This is a genomic window from Curtobacterium sp. Curtsp22 (genome assembly GCF_059492135.1).
In genome coordinates this window covers 1,220,539-1,238,569 of sequence record NZ_CP168519.1, presented here as the reverse complement: position 1 = coordinate 1,238,569, position 18,031 = coordinate 1,220,539, and the positions used below count along the sequence as shown (strand labels likewise).

The following is an 18,031-nucleotide window of genomic DNA, read 5'->3' as shown; positions in this document are numbered from 1 at the left end:
ACACCAGGAGTTCCGCGTGTCCGATCTCGAAGAGACCCTCGTCCTCGTCAAGCCCGACGGCGTCGCCCGCCAGCTCACCGGTGAGATCCTCCGCCGGATCGAGGCCAAGGGCTACGAGATCGTCGACCTGAAGATGGTGACGGCGCCCCGTGACCTGCTCGACGCCCACTACGAGGAGCACCAGGGCAAGCCGTTCTTCGAGCCCCTCGTCGAGTTCATGCAGTCCGGCCCGGTCGTCGCCGTGCGCGTCGCCGGCAACGGCGTCATCGCCGGCTTCCGGTCGCTCGCCGGCACCACCGACCCGACCTCGGCCGCGCCGGGGACGATCCGCGGTGACCTCGGCCGCGACTGGGGCCTCAAGGTGCAGCAGAACCTCGTGCACGGCTCCGACAGCCCCGAGTCGTCGGCGCGCGAGCTCGCGCTCTGGTTCGCCTGAGTCCGGAGGATCGACGCGTGACGAACAACGACCGTCCCTCGAAGAACGAGCGTCGCCAGCACGCCCGTGACGTCGCCCGGCAGCGCGCCGAGGCCGAGAAGCGCCGCAAGCGCCGCAACCGCTGGTTCCTGCAGGGCGGCATCGGCCTCGGGATCATCGCCGTCGCCGCGATCGTCGCGATCGTGGTGGTGAACGTGAACAACCAGCCCGCCGTGTCCGCGGCCGGGCCGAAGAACATGGCGACCGGTGCGATCCAGTTCACCGGCAGCGACGGCACGGTCACCCCCGTGACCTCCGGCGCGGTGTCGGCGAAGGCCACCCCGTCCCCGGTGCCCACCGCGGCCGCCGACGGGAAGGTCCAGGTCACCGAGTACGTCGACTGGGCGTGCCCGGTCTGCAAGCAGTTCGAGGCCGCCTACGCCGACCAGATCCTCGACAAGGTGAAGTCCGGCGACGCGACCCTCGCGATCCAGCCCGTGTCGATCCTCGACCGCAGCTACCAGAACTCGCGGTACGCCAGCCGTGCCGCGAACGCCGCGATGTGCGTCGCGAACTACGCGCCGGACAAGTTCCTCGACGTCCAGACGCAGTTCTTCGACAACCAGCCGGAGGAGGGCACGAAGGGCCTGACGAACGCCGAGATCGCGAAGCTCGTCACGGCTGGTGGCGCGACCGGGTCGAACGTCTCCGAGTGCCTGTCGAGCGAGCGCTTCCGCGGGTGGGTGACGAAGTCCACGAACGCCGTGCTGGCCGATCCGGCACTGCAGGGCACGCAGGGCTTCGGCACGCCGACCGTCCTCGTGAACGGCAAGAAGATCGCCACGCTGACCGACGTCATCACCGAGATCGACGCCGCGTCGAAGTAGCACGCCGGACGACGACGGCCCCCGCTTCCGATCGGAAGCGGGGGCCGACGTCGTCCGGAGCGGCCGGGACTACGCCTTCCCGCCGTTCTGCTCCACGAACGCGGCGAAGGCGTCCGTGTCGGTGAGCGACCCGTTGTACTGCTTGCCGTTGACGATCACGGTGGGGGTGCCGGTGACCTTGTCGAGCGACGAGTTCGGGATCGGGTCGTTCAGCACCCGGTTCGTCGCGTCGGCAACCCACCCGGCGAACTCCTGGTCCGTGATGCAGGACGCCACGTTCTCGTTCGTCGCCCCGGCGGCCTTCGCCAGCGATGCGAGCTTGTCGTTCGTGAGGCCGCGCGTGCTCTCGGACGGCTGGTTCTCGTAGAGCGACGTGTTGTACGCCAGGAACGCGTCCGGGTCGTAGTTCGCGACGCAGGCTGCGGCGGCGGCCGAACGGGTCGAGTACTTCGAGCCGAGGGACACGCGGTCGAGCAGGTTGAACGGGTGCAGCTCGAGCGTCGCCGAGCCGTCCTTCACCCACTGCTGGATCTGGGACATCTGGCTCGTCTCGAACTGGTTGCAGTACGGGCACATGTAGTCCGAGTACACGGTGATGTTCGCGACCGAGTCGTCCTGCTTCGTCGGGGTCGGCTTCCCGCCCTCCGGCGTGGCCTTCGTGGTGACGGGGACGATCTGCCCGTTCGACCCCGTCAGGAGCACACCGTCGCTCGCCATGTTCTTCGGCCCGGGGCCGGCGGGTTGCACGGAGTTCGCGACCACCACGACGACGATCGCGGCGACCGCGAGCGCGCCGACGATGATGCCGCTGATCCCCAGGGTCTTGTTGCGGCGTCGACGCGCCTGCTCCTTCGCGCGGGCGAGGCGTGCGCGCTCCCGCGCTGCCTCCCGCCGGGCCTTCTTGCTCTCGTTCTCGCTCATCGCCATCGAGCGTAGGTCGTGCCGGTGGGCCGATCGGCCGATCTGGCTGGGAAGGACCCAGGAATTCGATGACGCGTCATCGGCAACGCTCAGCGGGCGCTCAGAAGGAGGAGAGGACCCGCGGGAACACGATGAGGATCGACACGGCGATGAACAGGTAGTTCGCCAGCGGGAACGCCCAGCAGAAGGGCAGCAGGGTCCGGCCGAGCCGCTGTGCGCCGGCGCCGAAGCGACCCTGCGCGGCGTTCCAGATCGTGAACACCCAGAACATCGGGATCGTCATCGACCAGACGAGCATGCACCACGGGCAGAGCGCGCCGATGAACCAGACGGTCTGGGTGAAGAGCCACGTGACGAAGACCCACGCCAGGAACACGCCCGCGTTGAACGCGATCCAGAACCAGCGCGAACCGTTCCGGAACCCGGCCAGGAGCATGACCGCGACGGCGATCGGGGCGACGAAGCCCATGACGCCGAGCAGCGGGTTCGGGAACCCGAGCAGGTGCCCCTGCCAGCTGGCCATCACGTCGGAGCAGTTGATGAACGGGTTGACGTCGCAGGACAGCACTGCCTGGGGGTGCGCGTACTTCTCGAACTCGTCGATGACCAGTCGGAAGGCCCCGTACAGACCGACGGCACCGGTGATCAGGAGGAAGACGCCCATGGCGATCGGACGGCGGACGGCAGGTGCTGGCGTGCTCACGGCGTCATCATCGCATGCTCGATCCGGTCCTTTCCCGGTGCGGCATGCGATAATCCCTGGAGGTCGTGCGGCCATCCGCACGACGACGAAAGCTTTCCGGGCCCAGCCCGGACGATCAGGTGCGGTGAGAGCGCACCGTGACCGGGACGCGCGCGACGCGACGGTCACAAGACAGCGAACGCGGGGGCGTGGTCGCCACCCGCTACAACTACAGAATTCCCGCCGTCCGGACAGGATGCGAGCGGGGTCAAGGAGTGCACCAGGTCCATGGTGGAGCAGAACAACGACAACACGAACAACGAAGAAGTCGCACCGAAGCGTCGAGGCCGCCTGTTCGGCGGTCGGCGCGCCCGGTCGGCAGGCCAGGAGGCACGGGGTGACGCCGCGCAGACCGGTCCCGTCGAGCAGGTGACCGGGTCTCCGACGGACGGCACGTCCGACGCCGGCGCGGAGACGCTCGCGGTGACGGACGCAGCGCCCGAAGCCGGGGGAGCGCCGGAGGCGCCCACCGTGTCGGTCGCCGTCGAGGCGACCGCCGGCGGCGACGAGCCGCACGACGTGAGCACCCTCACGGGCGACCTGCCGGTCATCACGGCCGGTGACGACACCGAGACCGCAGCCGCACCGGCCGCGACGGTCGAGGCGGACGCGAGCAGCGCCTCCAGTCCGGCGGAGCCCGTCGACGAGCCGTTCGTCCCCAAGGCGACGAGCACGCTCAGCCTGATCTTCCACGCCCCGGTCCTGCCGGACCTGCCCGAGCGCGCGCCCCGTCACGACGAGGACGACGACGACGAGCAGGGCGGCGGACGCCGTCGGTCGCGTCGCCGCGGCACGAGCGCCGACCGCGAAGGCCGTGAGCCCCGCGAACCGCGCGAGCCGCGGGACCACCAGGAGCCCCGCCGCCGCGAGGTCGAGTACATCACCGAGCCGCAGAAGGTGAAGGGCTCGACACGGCTCGAGGCGAAGAAGCAGCGCCGCCGCGACGGGCGCGATGCCGGCCGTCGACGCCAGGTCGTCACCGAGGACGAGTTCCTCGCCCGCCGCGAGAGCGTCGACCGGCAGATGATCGTCCGGTCGAGCGCCTCGAAGATCGAGATCGGCGTGCTCGAGGACGGCGTCCTCGCCGAGCACTACGTGACGAAGTCGCACAACGTGTCGCTCATCGGCAACGTCTACCTCGGCAAGGTGCAGAACGTCCTGCCCTCGATGGAGGCGGCGTTCGTCGACATCGGTCGCGGTCGCAACGCCGTGCTGTACGCGGGCGAGGTCGACTGGAACTCGGTCGACACCGGCAACCACGGGCGTCGGATCGAAGCCGCGCTCAAGCCGGGCGACAAGGTCCTCGTGCAGGTCACGAAGGACCCGGTCGGGCACAAGGGCGCCCGTCTGACGAGCCAGGTCTCGCTGCCGGGTCGCTACCTCGTGTACGTGCCGAACGGCTCGATGAACGGCATCTCGCGCAAGCTGCCGGACACCGAGCGTGCGCGCCTCAAGAAGATCCTCAAGGAGGTCCTCCCGGAGCACGCGGGCGTCATCGTCCGCACCGCCGCCGAGGGCGCGACCGAGGAGCAGCTCACCCGCGACGTGCAGCGCCTCACCAGCCAGTGGGAGGCGATCCAGAAGAAGGTCGCGAACGGCCAGGCGCCGGTCATGCTCCACTCCGAGCCGGACCTGCTCGTGAAGATCGTCCGCGACGTCTTCAACGAGGACTTCACCAAGCTCATCATCGACGGCTCCGCGGCGCGCGAGACGATCGACGAGTACCTCACCGCGGTCGCGCCGGACCTCAAGGACCGCGTCGAGATCTACGACGGCCCGGACTCCTTCGAGGAGTACCGCCTCAACGAGCAGATCGAGAAGGCCCTCGACCGCAAGGTCTGGCTGCCCTCGGGTGGTTCGCTCGTGATCGACCGCACCGAGGCCATGACGGTCGTCGACGTCAACACGGGGAAGTTCGTCGGGTCCGGCGGCAACCTCGAGGAGACCGTCACGAAGAACAACCTCGAAGCGGCCGAGGAGATCGTCCGCCAGCTCCGCCTGCGGGACATCGGCGGCATCATCGTCGTCGACTTCATCGACATGGTGCTCGAGTCGAACCGCGACCTCGTGCTGCGTCGACTCGTCGAGTGTCTCAGCCGTGACCGGACGAAGCACCAGGTCGCCGAGGTCACCTCGCTCGGCCTCGTGCAGATGACCCGCAAGAAGATCGGCGTGGGGCTCCGCGAGTCCCTCGACGAGGTCAACGCCAAGGTCAACGACAACAACGCCGACCCGGGGCCGTCGAAGAGCCGTCGCAAGAGCCGCGGTGGGGCCGGCAACGGCGGGAACGGTTCGAACGGTGGGAGCGGGTCGAACGGCGGGTCCGGCAACGGTTCGTCGTCGAACGGCTCGTCGCACGCGCACCAGATCACGGACGACGTGAAGAGCGCGCTGTCCCGGATCGCCGCATCGACCATCCCACACGAGGAGCACGACGGGGCTGCGACCCCGGCTTCGGCGTCCTCTGCAGTGTCGGCGGGTTCGGCGGCATCGGCGGCATCGGCTCCGGAGGCACCCGCCGCGGAGTCCGGTCCGGACACCGGCGCGTCGCAGTCCGAGCACGGCGAGCAGTCGTCGGGCTCGAAGCGTCGACGTCGTCGTGGCGGCCGCGGTGCCGGTGCGCCCGAGACGACGGCGGACACCGCGTCCGGCTCGTCCTCGACGCCCGATGCACCGCCCGCGCCCGAGCAGGGCACGTCGGCTGACGCCGCTCCGGCTGCGGCGGCTCCGGTCGCTGCTGCCCCCGCCGTCGAGGACGCGCCGGCCAAGGCGCCGACCCGCCGTCGGGTGAGCTCGAGCGCCCCGGTGACCCCGGCCGAGACCTCGGTCGCGATCCTCGACATCCCGATCGCCGCCACGAAGCGCGAGCCGCGCCAGGTCAGCGGGGACGCCGAGTCCCTGCTCGACTCCGTGCTGCAGGCGCTCCCGGAGCCCAAGCAGCCGGGGCAGGGCCGTTCGCGGTCCCGTCGCGTCTCGTCCCCGAGCATCAGCGCACCGGCGACGGCCGAGGGTGACGACACCGACGACGGCGCCGTGATCCTGGGGAACTGACGATGTCGAACCCCGGCGATCCGCAGCGGTCGCAGCACGATCGTGGGTACTACGGCGCGGGCTGGTCCCAGCCCGCGCCGCCCGCCGGTGCCCCGCAGCAGCCGGGCGGAGCGTACGGGGGACCGCAGCAGTACGGTGCCCCGTACGGCGGGCCGCAGCAGTCCGGCGTCCCGTACGGTGCGCCGCAGGGCGGCCCGTACCGCGGGCCGCAGGGCGGCCCGTACCGCGGGCCGCAGTACGGCGGCTCCGCGCCGGCTCCGCGCCCACCGCGGACGCCGGCGGATCCGCGTCGGGCCTTCGCTCCGGGAGCGTCGGTCACGAACACGGCCGGCGCACTCATCGCCGTCGTGTCGATCGTCCTCGTCGAGTTCGTCTCGGGGCTCGTCGGCCTGCTCGGCGCCTCGTTCGTGGTGCACCCGTTCGCGAGCTACGGCGCGGGCAGCAGCCTGGTCGGCGGGTTCGTGTCCGGGGTGTTCGCCACGCCGTTCCCGTTCTACGCCGGGGCCTTCCTCGCGCTGGCGTTCCTCACGCCCGTCGACCGACGGAGCCCGCTGCCGACGGTGCTCCTCCGCGCCGTGCTCGCCGGGGCCGCTGGGACGATCGCCCTGGCGCTCGTCGGGGTCTTCACGGGCACGTTCAGCGCCGTCCGCTCCGGAGGCGCCCAGCTCCTCATCGACGTCGTCACCCGCCCGCTGCAGTCCGGTGTGCCGTTCACACTGATGCTCATCGCGACGTCGACCGCGGCGTGGCTCTGGCTCGGGCGGCCCCGCGGCGGGCGTCGTGCGCCCGGAGCACCCGGCACGCCCGGGACGGTCCGACCGGCCGACGCGGTGCCGCCGGCGACCGTGCAGCCGTCGTCGCAGCAGGGTCAGGCGGGCCAGCCGGGGGCGCAGGGGGCCCAGGTGCCGCCGTACGCGCCGCCGCAGCCCCCGTCGAACCCGTGGGGTGGTCCGGCGCCGCGCTGAGCCGCTGAGCGGCCGCGTGCGGGTTCGTGGCCATGTGCCGTGCTGTGTGCCGGGCGCCGACGTGATGCGACATGGTCGAGGTCGTCCGACATCGACCTTGTCGCAGGGTGCATGCGCCGTCCGTTGCGCCCGCGGCGGTGCGACGTCCCCGACGTCGTCCGACCTCGGCGATGTCGTTCGGGCTCGCCACGCGCGCTGGCGCCGCACCGCCGCGCCACGCCCGGGAGTCGGCCGCGCGCCGAGGGAGGTGCCCGGCGGGGCGGGGGTGCGCCGCGCCTCCTGGACCGCCGCGCGCCACCGCGCCGCGCCGCGTGCCAGGTGCCGGGATGGGTGCGAGGGAACGACCGTCGCACCCAGCACGGGATCTCGCACCGTGCGCGCGCGGCCGCGCGCTCAGAACGTGTGCTTGTCCCGCTGGGCGACCCGCAGCCCGCTGCCGATCAGGCGCAGCACCAGCTCGCGCCCGGTGACCGCCGTAGCCCCCGCAGCGACGAGTTCCTCGTAGCGCGACAGCGGCACGTCGTAGTGGTCGTGGTCGAACGCACGACGTGGGATACCGACGCGTCCAGCGAACTCGTGCAGCTCGTCGTATGATGTGTCACTGACGAGGTGCGACCACAGAGTGTCGTGTGCGGGCCACGTCGGCGGGTCGATCATCACGGTCACACGGCAATCGTACGTGTGTCGCCGTTTGACCGGACCTGGGGGCATCGAGTATTCTCGATCCCTGGTGTCAGCGGGCCGTTCTGCCTGCGTCGCCGATCGGGCCCGGCCCTCCGGGAACCGCTCGTGCAGAAGTGGGCACCCGAGACTTCCCTCAAGCAGAGTTACGTAAGGATTTCCACGTGGTTTACGCAGTAGTGCGCGCCGGCGGCCGTCAGGAGAAGGTCGAGGTCGGCACGATCATCACGATCGACCGTGCCAAGGCCGACGACAAGGGCAACATCGACCTCGCCCCGGTGCTCCTCGTGGACGGTGACAAGATCACGTCGGCGGCTTCCGAGCTCGCCAACGTGACGGTCACCGCCGAGGTGCTCGAGGACCTCCGCGGTCCGAAGGTCGTCATCCAGAAGTTCAAGAACAAGACCGGGTACAAGAAGCGTCAGGGTTTCCGCGCTGAGCTCACCCGCGTCAAGATCACCTCGATCGCGTAAGGCGGGAGTAGAAGATGGCACACAAGAAGGGTGCGAGCTCCACTCGCAACGGTCGTGACTCGAACGCACAGCGCCTCGGCGTGAAGCGCTTCGGTGGCGAGGTCGTCAACGCCGGTGAGATCATCCTCCGCCAGCGCGGTACCCACTTCCACCCGGGCGCCAACGTCGGCCGCGGTGGCGACGACACGCTGTTCGCCCTCTCGGCCGGCGCGGTCGAGTTCGGCACCAAGGGCGGCCGCAAGGTCGTCAACATCGTCAACGCGTAAGCAGTTCGACGATCTGACTCTGCGGGAGGGGCGGGCCACGTGCCCGCCCCTCCCGTTCTTTCGTTGCAACACCAAGGAGTGGACCCATGGCGACCTTCGTCGACCGCGTGACCCTGCACCTCACCGCGGGGAACGGCGGCAACGGCTGCGTGTCGGTCCGCCGTGAGAAGTTCAAGCCGCTGGCCGGCCCGGACGGCGGCAACGGCGGTGACGGTGGCGACATCGTCCTCGTCGCCGACCCCCAGGTGACGACCCTGCTCGGCTACCACCGCTCGCCGCACCGTTCCTCCAAGAACGGGCAGCCCGGCATGGGCGACATGCGGAGCGGCATCAGCGGTGAGACGCTCGAGCTCCCGCTGCCGATCGGCACCGTCGTGTACGACGAGAACGGCGACGTCCTCGCGGACATGACCGAGCCGGGCATGCGCGTCGTCATCGCCCCCGGCGGTCAGGGCGGTCTCGGCAACGCCGCGCTCTCGACCACGAAGCGCAAGGCCCCCGGGTTCGCGCTGCTCGGCACCGAGGGCTGGGCCGGTGACGTCAGCCTCGAGCTGAAGACCATCGCCGACGTCGCCCTCGTCGGGTTCCCGAGCGCCGGCAAGTCCTCGCTCATCGCCGCGATCTCCGCCGCGAAGCCGAAGATCGCCGACTACCCGTTCACGACCCTCACGCCGAACCTCGGCGTCGTCGAGTCCGGGTCCACCCGCTTCACCGTCGCCGACGTCCCCGGTCTGATCGAGGGCGCGTCGGAGGGCAAGGGCCTCGGCCTCGAGTTCCTCCGGCACGTCGAGCGCTGCGAGGCACTCCTGCACGTGATCGACTGCGCCACGCTCGACCCCGGCCGTGACCCGATCAGCGACCTCGACGTCATCCTCGGCGAACTCGAGCGCTACCCGGTCCCCGAGGGGCAGGTGCCGCTGCTCGAGCGCCCGCAGATGATCGCGCTCAACAAGGTCGACGTGCCCGAGGCAGCCGAACTCGCGGAGTTCGTCCGCGAGGAGCTCGAGGGTCGCGGCTACCGCGTCTTCCCGATCTCGACCGCGTCCCGCAAGGGCCTGCGCGAGCTGACGTTCGCGCTGGCCGACGTCGTGGAGCAGGCCCGCGCCTCCCGTGCCGCCGAGCCGGTGGCCGAGCGCATCGTCCTCCGCCCCAAGGCGGTCGACGACAAGCCCTTCACCATCCGCGCCGAAGGCGGCGAGGAGCACCGCTTCTACCGCATCCGCGGTGCGAAGCCGGAGCGCTGGGTGCAGCAGACCGACTTCACCAACGAAGAGGCGATCGGCTACCTCGCCGACCGCCTGGCGAAGCTCGGCGTCGAGGACGGCCTGTTCAAGGCCGGAGCCGTCGCCGGGTCCACCGTCGTCATCGGTGGCGACGGCGGCACGATCTTCGACTGGGAGCCCACGCTCACCTCGACCGCTGAACTCATCACGAGCGCCCGCGGGACCGACGCCCGGATCGGCGCGACCTCGCGTCCGACCCGCAACGAGCGTCGCGAGGAGTACTTCGAGCGCATGGACGCCAAGGCCGCGGCGCGTGCCGAGCTCGAGCAGGAGCGCATCGCCGGGCTGTGGGCGGAGGACGGAGACCTGTCTCCCGCCGAAGCCGACCGGGACGACAGGGACTGACCACGGCATGACCGACACGACCGCACGCACCGACCTCGGACCCGTCACCCGGCGCGAGGACATCCCGCGTGCCAAGCGGATCGTGGTCAAGGTCGGGTCGTCGTCGGTCAGCGGTGACAACACCGGGCAGATCGCCCCGCTCGTGGACGCCATCGCGGCAGCGCACGCCCGGGGGACCGAGGTCGTCCTCGTGTCCTCCGGCGCCATCGCCACCGGGTTCCCGTTCCTCGGGCTCGAGGGCCGCCCCGACGACCTCGCCACCCAGCAGGCCGCCGCCGCGACCGGGCAGAACGTCCTGATGTTCCGGTACCAGAAGGAACTCGACCGGCACGCGGTCGTCGCGGCGCAGATCCTCCTGACCGCGGGGGACCTGCAGAACCCGACGCACCGGGTGAACGCGCAGCGGGCCATCGACCGGTTGCTCGCGCTGCGGGTGCTGCCGATCGTGAACGAGAACGACACCGTGGCGACGCACGAGATCCGCTTCGGGGACAACGACCGGCTCGCGGCGCTCGTGGCCCGGCTGCTCGGGGCCGATGCGCTCGTGCTGCTGTCCGACGTGGAGTCGCTCTACACGCGGCCCCCGGAGCAGCCCGGTGCGGAGCCGATCACGCACGTGCCGTTCGGCGACGAGCTCGCCGGCGTCACGTTCGGGTCGATCGGTGCCGCGGGCGTGGGGACCGGGGGAGCGGGGACGAAGGTGGCTGCCGCCCGGCTCGCGGCGGAGGCCGGCACGGCGGTGCTCGTGACGGCGACGGCGCTCGTGGAGCGGGCGTTGGCGGGGGAGCAGGTCGGGACCTGGTTCGAGGCGGCGGCGCGGGGCTGACGGGGTTCGGGAGGCGCGGGTCGGCTTCGACGCGCCGCTCACGTCCGCCGAGGGGGCATTGTTCGTCACTCTCGGCGCCTCCGAGCGACGGATTCCGCGACCTCGGCGGCACGCCTGCGGCGTGTCGTGCCCGCTCGCGGGGCGCGCGGACCGAGTGGTGCGGGCGCTGCGGGCGTGTGCTGACTCCTCCACAGGAGCCGCGCCTCCAGGGCCCTCCACAGGTCAGCCGGACCGCCGTCATGTGGCGGACCTCCGCGCCTAGAATCGAGCCATGTCGCTGACCGCATCCGCCCCGACCCTGACCGACAAGCTCGTCGCTGCGCGCGACGCGGCGTCGGTCCTCGCCACGGCGACGACCGCGGTGAAGGACGCGGCGCTCCTCGCGATCGCGGCGGGCGTGCGACAGGCGACGGACGAGATCGTCGCGGCCAACCACGAGGACCTCTTGGCGGGCGAGGAGAGCGGGCTCTCGTCCGGGCTCCTCGACCGGCTGCGGCTCGATCCCGTCCGCATCGACGCCCTCGCCGCCGCGGTCGAGCACGTCGTCGGCCTCACCGACCCGGTCGGGCAGCACGTCCGCGGGTCGCGGTTGCCGAACGGGCTGCAGCTCTCCCAGGTGCGGGTGCCGTTCGGGGTCGTCGGCGCGATCTACGAAGCGCGGCCGAACGTCACGGTCGACATCGCCAGCCTCGCGCTGAAGAGCGGCAACGCGGTCGTGCTCCGGGGCGGCTCGGCGGCGCAGCACACCAACGCGGTGCTCGTCGCCCGGATCCAGGACGCCGTCGCCTCGGCGGGGCTGCCGCGCGAACTCGTGCAGACGATCGACGAGTTCGGGCGTGCCGGCGCGACCGACCTGATGCGGGCACGCGGGCTCGTCGACGTGCTCATCCCGCGGGGCAGCGCGTCACTGATCCAGACCGTCGTGACCGAGTCGCAGGTGCCCGTGATCGAGACGGGTGCCGGGGTCGTCCACGTCTTCCTCGACGAGTCGGCACCGCTCGACCGGTCGATCGACATCGTCCTGAACAGCAAGGTGCAGCGGCCCAGCGTGTGCAACGCGCTCGAGACGCTCCTCGTGCACGAGCGGGCGGCCGACCGGCTCCTGCCCGCGCTGGCCGACCGGCTGCGGGCCGCGGGCGTCACGCTCCGCGGTGACGACGCCACACGGGTGCTCGTGCCCGGTGTGCTCCGGGCGACGGACGACGACTGGGCGACCGAGTCGATGGACCTCGACCTGTCCGTCCGGGTGGTGCCCGACGTCGATGCGGCGATGGCGCACATCGCGCGCTGGTCGACGCGCCACACCGAGTCGATCGTCACCAACGACGTCGACACGGCCGAGCGCTTCCTGGCCGAGGTCGACTCCGCGGTCGTGATGGCGAACGCCTCGACGCGGTTCACCGACGGCGGGGAGTTCGGGTTCGGTGCCGAGGTGGGGATCTCCACGCAGAAACTGCACGCTCGTGGGCCGATGGGGCTGCCCGAGCTGACGAGCACCAAGTGGATCGTGCGCGGGCAGGGACAGATCCGCGGCTAGACTGAACGGCGAATTCCCCCGACCGAACGGAGCATCGGATCAATGACCTTCCTCGCAGAAGCCGCTGAGCACGCCTCGGGGGTCCCCGCGTACGTGTTCCCGCTCGTCGGTGCCCTCTTCTTCGCGTTCCTCGGGTTCGTGACCTGGAGCTTCCGTGACGTGGCCTACCGCCACTCGCACAAGTTCGAGGCCACGCGCACCCACGAGACGGGTGTCGACGAGTTCGGTCGCGCCGAGCACTGACCCGCGACTCCATGCTCGAGAGCACGGGGCGGCCTCGCATCGGCGTGATGGGTGGCACGTTCGACCCGATCCACAACGGCCACCTCGTGGCAGCGTCCGAAGTGGCGCGCGCGTTCGACCTCGACGAAGTGGTCTTCGTCCCCACGGGGCAGCCGTACATGAAGTCCGGTGTGACCGACGCCGAGCACCGCTACCTCATGACCGTCGTCGCCACGGCGTCGAACCCGATGTTCACCGTGAGCCGCGTGGACATCGACCGCCCGGGCCCGACCTACACGGTCGACACGCTGAAGGACCTGCACGAGCAGCGACCCGACGCGCAGCTGGTCTTCATCTCCGGCGCAGACGCCGTCCAGCAGATTGTCGACTGGAAGGACCATGATGGCCTCTGGGACCTCGCGCACTTCGTCGCTGTGACACGTCCGGGACACGCCTTGAGCATCACGGGTCTGCCCGAACGAGACGTAAGCTTGCTCGAAGTTCCCGCGCTGGCAATATCGTCGACCGACTGCCGCGACCGGGTGAGACGTGGTTTCCCCGTGTGGTACTTGGTCCCCGACGGTGTCGTCCAGTACATCTCCAAGCACCATCTGTATCGGAGCGTTGCATGAGTTCGTCCGACGCGCAGCCGCCCCTGTCGCGGCGCCAGGCGCGCGAGCGGGAGCGTGCCGCCGCGGGCGGTGCGCAGCCCGTGACGCCGCCCCCGACCGTCGCCGCCCCGGCCGAGCAGCCGGAAGTGCGCCACCGTCCCGGCAGCCACGTCGCTCCCGCCCCCGGCGCACCCGCACAGTCCGCCGTGCCGTCGTCGGCCTCGTCGCCGTCGTCCGCCGGCTCCGGTGTGCCGTCGATGCCCCCGGCCTCGGCGACCGAGATCGTCCCCGGCTCGGGTGGACTCACCCGTCGGCAGATCCGGCAGCTGCGTGCGGCCGAGGGGCAGGCGATCCAGCCCGTCCCGCTGCAGAACCCGACCCCGCAGTCGTCCGACCGCACCGTCGAGGACGTCCTCGGCTCGGTCGACGCCCTGCACGGTGGACCGGAGCGCCCTGGCGCGACGGACGCGACGGGCACGTCGGCCGCGACGGGCACGTCGACCGCGACGGGCACGTCGACCGCCGAGCCAGAGCCGCTCGCGCAGGAGTCCTCCGTCGACCCCGAGCCTTCGGCCGAGACGGTCGTGCTCGACCAGGCGGCCGTGGCACAGGCGACCGAGGCGGACGGATCGCCCGACGCGATCGAGCCCCTCGAAGAAGCCGCCGCCCACAGCGAGGAGCCGCGTCGCCACCGGTCGACCTGGGCTCCACCCGAGGCCACCGAGCCGTCCGACACCGAAGCCGACTCGGACGCGCCGGGCACGCCGGACGCTCCGGACACGCTGGGCACCACGGACGTCCCTGCCACGGCGCAGCGGACCCCGATCCAGTCCTCCACGCCGGCGGTGTTCCCGCTCTCGCTGGACGAGGACGACACGAACGAGGTCCCGGTCCAGAACGCCGCCCAGCCCGCGCGCGCCGCCTCGGCACCCACGTCGAGTGGCGCGCCGTCGTCCGCCGGCGACACCGATGGCGACGCCGAGGCCCCCCGGGTGCCGGCCTCGTTCCAGCGTCCGGCCGAGCCGAAGCCCCTCACGACCGCGTTCGAGCCGCCCGTCGGCCACTGGTCGCAGCAGGCGCACGACTCGAACGACGCCGAGGTCCACGACGAGGAGACCGGCACACGCCGCGTCGCCGTGACCAACACGAACGCGATCATCCTGCCGAACTCGGCCCTCGCCGACCCGACGGGTGCGCTGAACGCCACGGGCGAGGTCATCCTCACCGGCTCGATCGACCTGCCGGCGTCGCTGTCCTCGACCGGGTCGCACCGGCCGATCGACGGTGCCGAGGTCGACCGTCTGCTCGAGCAGCACGACGAACAGCCCGACACGGACGCCAGCCCGGTCCGTGCCAGCCGTGCGGTGTCGAGCCACACCTCGACGCGGCAGGTCGTCCTCGCGGCGGCCAAGCCGAAGGAGTCGCGCACGCCGCTCATCCTCGGCGTGACGGTCGGTGCCGTCGGCGTCGCCGCTGCAGCCGTCATCATCGTGGCCCTCGTCACGACCCACACGTTCTGAGTCCTCCCCACCGCGCACGGCCTGGCCGTGTGTCGGTGGGTGGCTTATGATCGTGACCCATCAAGCGATCCGGCAGCCTGCCAGGTCGATCGACCGGAAGGAATCCGTGACCGCCTCCTCACGCGCAGTGGAACTCGTGCAGATCGCCGCCCAGGCGGCCGACGCCAAGCAGGCCGAGGACCTCGTCGCCCTCGACGTGACCGGGCCGCTGCAGCTCACCGACGTGTTCCTGCTCGCGACCGGCCGGAACGAGCGCAACGTGCTCGCCATCGCGGACGAGATCGAAGAGCGCCTCCTCGAAGCCGGGGCCAAGCCGCTCCGTCGTGAAGGCCGGAGCGAGGGCCGCTGGGTCCTCATCGACTTCGGCGACATCGTCGTGCACGTCTTCCACGAAGAAGACCGTCAGTACTACTCGCTCGAGCGTCTCTGGTCGGACTGCCCGACCATCCCGCTCGAGCTCCCGGTGGACCACACCGCGTAGGTGCGACGCGCCCGGGTGGCGGCGACGATTTCGTCACCCGGCGTTCGCATGGTGTACGCTTCTATGGTGCCTCCGGGGAACGGAGGCACACTGAAGTCGGTGGGAACACCAACACTTCGGGTCTGTGGCGCAGCTGGTAGCGCACCTGCATGGCATGCAGGGGGTCAGGGGTTCGAGTCCCCTCAGATCCACCCTCACCCCCGCGGTTATACCGAACCGCGGGGGTCTTCTCGTTCCGGGGACGCGCGCCCGAGGCGATCCGGCTCCCGCGTCCCCAGTACGCTGAGCGCATGAGCAGCGACGCACCCCTGTCCGGTTCCGCCCTGACGATCACCGCCGGCGGCTACACGGCCGAGATCGCCTCGGTGGGGGCGACACTGCGGACGTTCCGGTACGAGGGACGCGACCTGGTCGTGCCGTTCGACGCCGACGAGGTCCGCCCGGCCTTCCGCGGAGCCGTCCTGGCGCCGTGGCCGAACCGGGTCGTCGACGGGAAGTACACGTTCGGCGGGACCGAGCACGAGCTCGCGCTGACCGAGCCGAAGCGACAGCACGCGCTGCACGGACTGGTCGCCTGGACCGACTTCCGGATCGTCGCGCACGAACCGGACCGCGCGGTCCTCGGCACGACGGTGCCCGCCCAGGACGGGTACCCGTTCCGCGTCGAGGTACTGGTCGAGTACCGCGTCGACGGCGAGGGGTTGCACACGACGATCACCGGCACGAACACCGGTGCCGACGCGGCTCCGTGGGGGACCGGTCCGCACCCGTACCTCGTCGCCGGCGAGGGTCGTGTCGACGACTGGACCCTGACGCTGCCGGCGGCCGAGGTGCTCGAGGTCACCGAGGACCGTCTCGTCCCGACGGGCCTCGCGCCGGTGCACGACGAGTTCGACCTGCGCTCCGCGACGCGCATCGGCGACCGGTTCATCGACCACGCCTTCACCGGGTTCGACCGCGACGCCGACGGCACCGCGACGATCGTCCTCACCGCCGCCGACGGCCGCGGTGTCCGTGCCTCGTTCGGCCCGGAGTGCGGCTGGGCGCAGGTGCACACCGCCGACCACGTCGTGCCGGAGTACCACCGTGCGGGTCTCGCGGTCGAGCCGATGACCTGTGCGCCGGACGCCTTCAACGCCGGGTCCGACGCGGGACTCGTCGTGCTCGAGCCCGGGTCCTCGTCGGCGGCCTCGTGGACGATCGCGGCGGTCTGACGGCAGCACCCGCGTCCGCCCGGATCGAGGTCCGGCGGCTGCCGTCGACTCCCGACCTCGGCGCCCTCGCCGCCGCGTCCGGCGCCGACGTGGTCTGGCTCGACTCCTCGCTGCCGGCCGGTTCGCCCCCGACCGCGCGCGCCCGTGCCCGGTGGTCGGTCCTGGCGCTGACGGACGGCCCGTTCGCAGCGCGGTTCCGGCACGAGACGCGACGGGCGTTCGTCGAGACGACCCCGGCGTCCCGATCGTGGTTCGGGGGCGTCGCGACCGCCGAGGGATCGGACCGACCCGCCTTCGCGGTCCTCACCGAGTTGCTCGCGCGCACCCCGGTGCTGCCGGAACCGGTCGCGGGCTGCGGCTTCGCGCTCGGCTGGGTCGGGTTCCTCGGCTACGAGCTCGGTCGCGAGTCGGGCGGCGTCGACCGGACGGCCGAGGGGCACGCGGACGCGGACCTGCGGTTCGTCGACCGCGCGGTGGTCGTCGACGCCGCCGGTGACGCCTGGGCACTCGCCCTGGCGAGCGATGCGGACCTCGAGGCCAGCGCGCGGAACCGCGCATGGCTGGAGAGGGTGACCGCCCCGGTCACGCGGGTCGACGTCGACGACGTGGCCCCGTTCCTCCCGGGCCCCGCTCCGGCGACCGGGCGCGTCACGCGCGCCGCCTACGAGACGGCGGTGGACGCGTGCCGCGCGGAGATCCGTGCGGGCAACGCGTTCCAGGTGTGCCTCACGACCGCCTTCGCGGTGCCGCCGGTCCAGGAGGCGCGGCGGGCCCCCGCCACGGACCCCCACCTGACCGAGTACCTGCGGCTGCGCGCGGCGGACCCTGTCCCGTTCGGCGCGTACCTGCGGCTCGGCCCGCTGCGCGTGGCGAGCCGTTCTCCTGAGCGGTTCCTGCGGATCGATGCGTCCGGGAGGGTGTCCGCGGAGCCGATCAAGGGGACCCGTCGGCGCTCCGACGACCCTGTGGAGGACGAAGCGGTCCGTGCCGGACTCGCCGTGAGCGCGAAGGACCGAGCCGAGAACGTCATGATCGTCGACCTGCTCCGGAACGACCTGCTCCGGACGGCGGTACCGGGGTCGGTGCACGTCGACCGGCTCTGCGACGTCGAGACGTACGCGAGCGTGCACCAGATGGTGTCGACGATCGGTGCGGTCCTGCCAGAGGGGACGTCGCGGGCAGCCGTGGTGCACGCCGCCTTCCCGCCGGGGTCGATGACCGGCGCGCCGAAGATCAGTGCCATGGGGATCGCGGATCGGCTCGAGGACGGGCCTCGCGGCCTGTACTCGGGTGCGATCGGGTACTTCTCGGCCAGCGGCGCGGTCGACCTGTCGGTGGTGATCCGCACACTGGTGACGGTCATCGACGACCGGGGCACGGTGCGGTCGCGGTCGTTCGGTGCCGGCGGCGCGGTGACGTGGTCGTCGGTCGCCGCGGACGAGGCGGACGAGGTCGAGACGAAGACGCGCTCGGTGCTCGCCGGTGTGGGGGCCGTCGCCCGCTGGTGACGGCGGATCGTCGGGCGGCGGTGCCGGGTCGCTCCTCCACAGAGCACTGATCCACCGCTCACACGGCGTGTCGAACGCGTGTT

At 71.5% G+C, this 18,031-nt stretch carries 18 protein-coding genes and 1 tRNA gene; 16 read left to right on the top strand and 3 right to left on the bottom strand.

The genetic code is table 11. The features are described from left to right. Positions 1-16 precede the first annotated feature (16 nt). Positions 17-436, top strand: a complete 420-nt coding sequence (gene ndk / locus ACEN8D_RS05850; protein WP_070416558.1) for a nucleoside-diphosphate kinase — start codon at positions 17-19, stop codon at positions 434-436. 17 nt (positions 437-453) lie between these two features. Beyond that, a complete protein-coding gene (locus tag ACEN8D_RS05845) occupies positions 454-1,302 on the top strand; it encodes a DsbA family protein (protein WP_071295396.1) in 849 nt (282 codons plus the stop codon). 69 nt (positions 1,303-1,371) lie between these two features. Here the strand turns inward: ACEN8D_RS05845 and ACEN8D_RS05840 are convergent, their stop codons facing one another. Together ACEN8D_RS05840 and ACEN8D_RS05835 are read right to left on the bottom strand one after the other, a co-directional pair. Next, positions 1,372-2,223, bottom strand: a complete 852-nt coding sequence (locus ACEN8D_RS05840; RefSeq protein WP_175473612.1) for a DsbA family protein — start codon at positions 2,221-2,223, stop codon at positions 1,372-1,374. Positions 2,224-2,323: 100 nt separating this feature from the next. Further along, positions 2,324-2,926, bottom strand: a complete 603-nt coding sequence (locus ACEN8D_RS05835; RefSeq protein ID WP_229085097.1) for a vitamin K epoxide reductase family protein — start codon at positions 2,924-2,926, stop codon at positions 2,324-2,326. Between the two features lie 267 nt (positions 2,927-3,193). Here ACEN8D_RS05835 and ACEN8D_RS05830 point away from each other — a divergent pair, with 267 nt between their 5' ends. Together ACEN8D_RS05830 and ACEN8D_RS05825 are read left to right on the top strand one after the other, a co-directional pair. Continuing rightward, positions 3,194-6,016: an Rne/Rng family ribonuclease gene (locus tag ACEN8D_RS05830; RefSeq protein WP_495601195.1), complete on the top strand. Its 2,823-nt coding sequence runs from the start codon at positions 3,194-3,196 to the stop codon at positions 6,014-6,016. 2 nt (positions 6,017-6,018) lie between these two features. After that, complete coding sequence (locus ACEN8D_RS05825) at positions 6,019-6,981, top strand: hypothetical protein (protein ID WP_495601194.1); 963 nt, start codon at positions 6,019-6,021, stop codon at positions 6,979-6,981. 393 nt (positions 6,982-7,374) lie between these two features. Here the strand turns inward: ACEN8D_RS05825 and ACEN8D_RS05820 are convergent, their stop codons facing one another. Further along, positions 7,375-7,638 (bottom strand): DUF4031 domain-containing protein, encoded by a 264-nt coding sequence (locus tag ACEN8D_RS05820; RefSeq protein ID WP_229085138.1) that lies wholly within the window; start codon positions 7,636-7,638, stop codon positions 7,375-7,377. 188 nt (positions 7,639-7,826) lie between these two features. Between ACEN8D_RS05820 and rplU the strand changes: the two genes are divergently transcribed. The 12 genes from rplU (at position 7,827) to ACEN8D_RS05760 (ending at position 17,948) form a co-directional block, all read left to right on the top strand. After that, complete coding sequence (gene rplU / locus ACEN8D_RS05815) at positions 7,827-8,135, top strand: 50S ribosomal protein L21 (RefSeq protein WP_022905369.1); 309 nt, start codon at positions 7,827-7,829, stop codon at positions 8,133-8,135. A 14-nt stretch (positions 8,136-8,149) separates the two neighbouring features. Then, positions 8,150-8,401 (top strand): 50S ribosomal protein L27, encoded by a 252-nt coding sequence (gene rpmA, locus ACEN8D_RS05810; protein WP_070416551.1) that lies wholly within the window; start codon positions 8,150-8,152, stop codon positions 8,399-8,401. Between the two features lie 86 nt (positions 8,402-8,487). After that, positions 8,488-10,029, top strand: a complete 1,542-nt coding sequence (gene obgE, locus ACEN8D_RS05805; RefSeq protein ID WP_309887998.1) for a GTPase ObgE — start codon at positions 8,488-8,490, stop codon at positions 10,027-10,029. Between the two features lie 7 nt (positions 10,030-10,036). Further along, entirely contained in the window at positions 10,037-10,855 is an 819-nt protein-coding gene (gene proB, locus ACEN8D_RS05800; protein WP_254789344.1) for a glutamate 5-kinase, read from the top strand. Positions 10,856-11,126: 271 nt separating this feature from the next. Further along, positions 11,127-12,392, top strand: coding sequence for a glutamate-5-semialdehyde dehydrogenase (locus tag ACEN8D_RS05795; protein WP_413399998.1), 1,266 nt, complete (start codon positions 11,127-11,129; stop codon positions 12,390-12,392). Between the two features lie 42 nt (positions 12,393-12,434). Beyond that, positions 12,435-12,635, top strand: coding sequence for a hypothetical protein (locus tag ACEN8D_RS05790; protein WP_070416548.1), 201 nt, complete (start codon positions 12,435-12,437; stop codon positions 12,633-12,635). An 11-nt stretch (positions 12,636-12,646) separates the two neighbouring features. After that, the gene (gene nadD, locus ACEN8D_RS05785) at positions 12,647-13,246 is read left to right on the top strand and encodes a nicotinate-nucleotide adenylyltransferase (RefSeq protein WP_022907294.1); all 600 of its coding nucleotides are present in this window, start codon (positions 12,647-12,649) and stop codon (positions 13,244-13,246) included. After that, positions 13,243-14,745, top strand: coding sequence for a hypothetical protein (locus ACEN8D_RS05780; RefSeq protein ID WP_495601193.1), 1,503 nt, complete (start codon positions 13,243-13,245; stop codon positions 14,743-14,745). The genes nadD and ACEN8D_RS05780 overlap by 4 nt, the downstream gene beginning before the upstream one ends. 106 nt (positions 14,746-14,851) lie before the next feature. Further along, positions 14,852-15,226 carry a ribosome silencing factor gene (gene rsfS, locus ACEN8D_RS05775; protein WP_070416546.1) on the top strand — a complete coding sequence of 125 codons (375 nt, stop codon included), beginning with the start codon at positions 14,852-14,854 and terminating at the stop codon, positions 15,224-15,226. Between the two features lie 118 nt (positions 15,227-15,344). Next, positions 15,345-15,417, top strand: a tRNA-Ala gene (locus ACEN8D_RS05770). Between the two features lie 99 nt (positions 15,418-15,516). Next, positions 15,517-16,440 (top strand): aldose 1-epimerase family protein, encoded by a 924-nt coding sequence (locus ACEN8D_RS05765; RefSeq protein ID WP_413399620.1) that lies wholly within the window; start codon positions 15,517-15,519, stop codon positions 16,438-16,440. Further along, positions 16,419-17,948 (top strand): anthranilate synthase component I family protein, encoded by a 1,530-nt coding sequence (locus tag ACEN8D_RS05760; RefSeq protein WP_413399619.1) that lies wholly within the window; start codon positions 16,419-16,421, stop codon positions 17,946-17,948. The genes ACEN8D_RS05765 and ACEN8D_RS05760 overlap by 22 nt, the downstream gene beginning before the upstream one ends. The last annotated feature ends 83 nt before the right edge of the window (positions 17,949-18,031 follow it).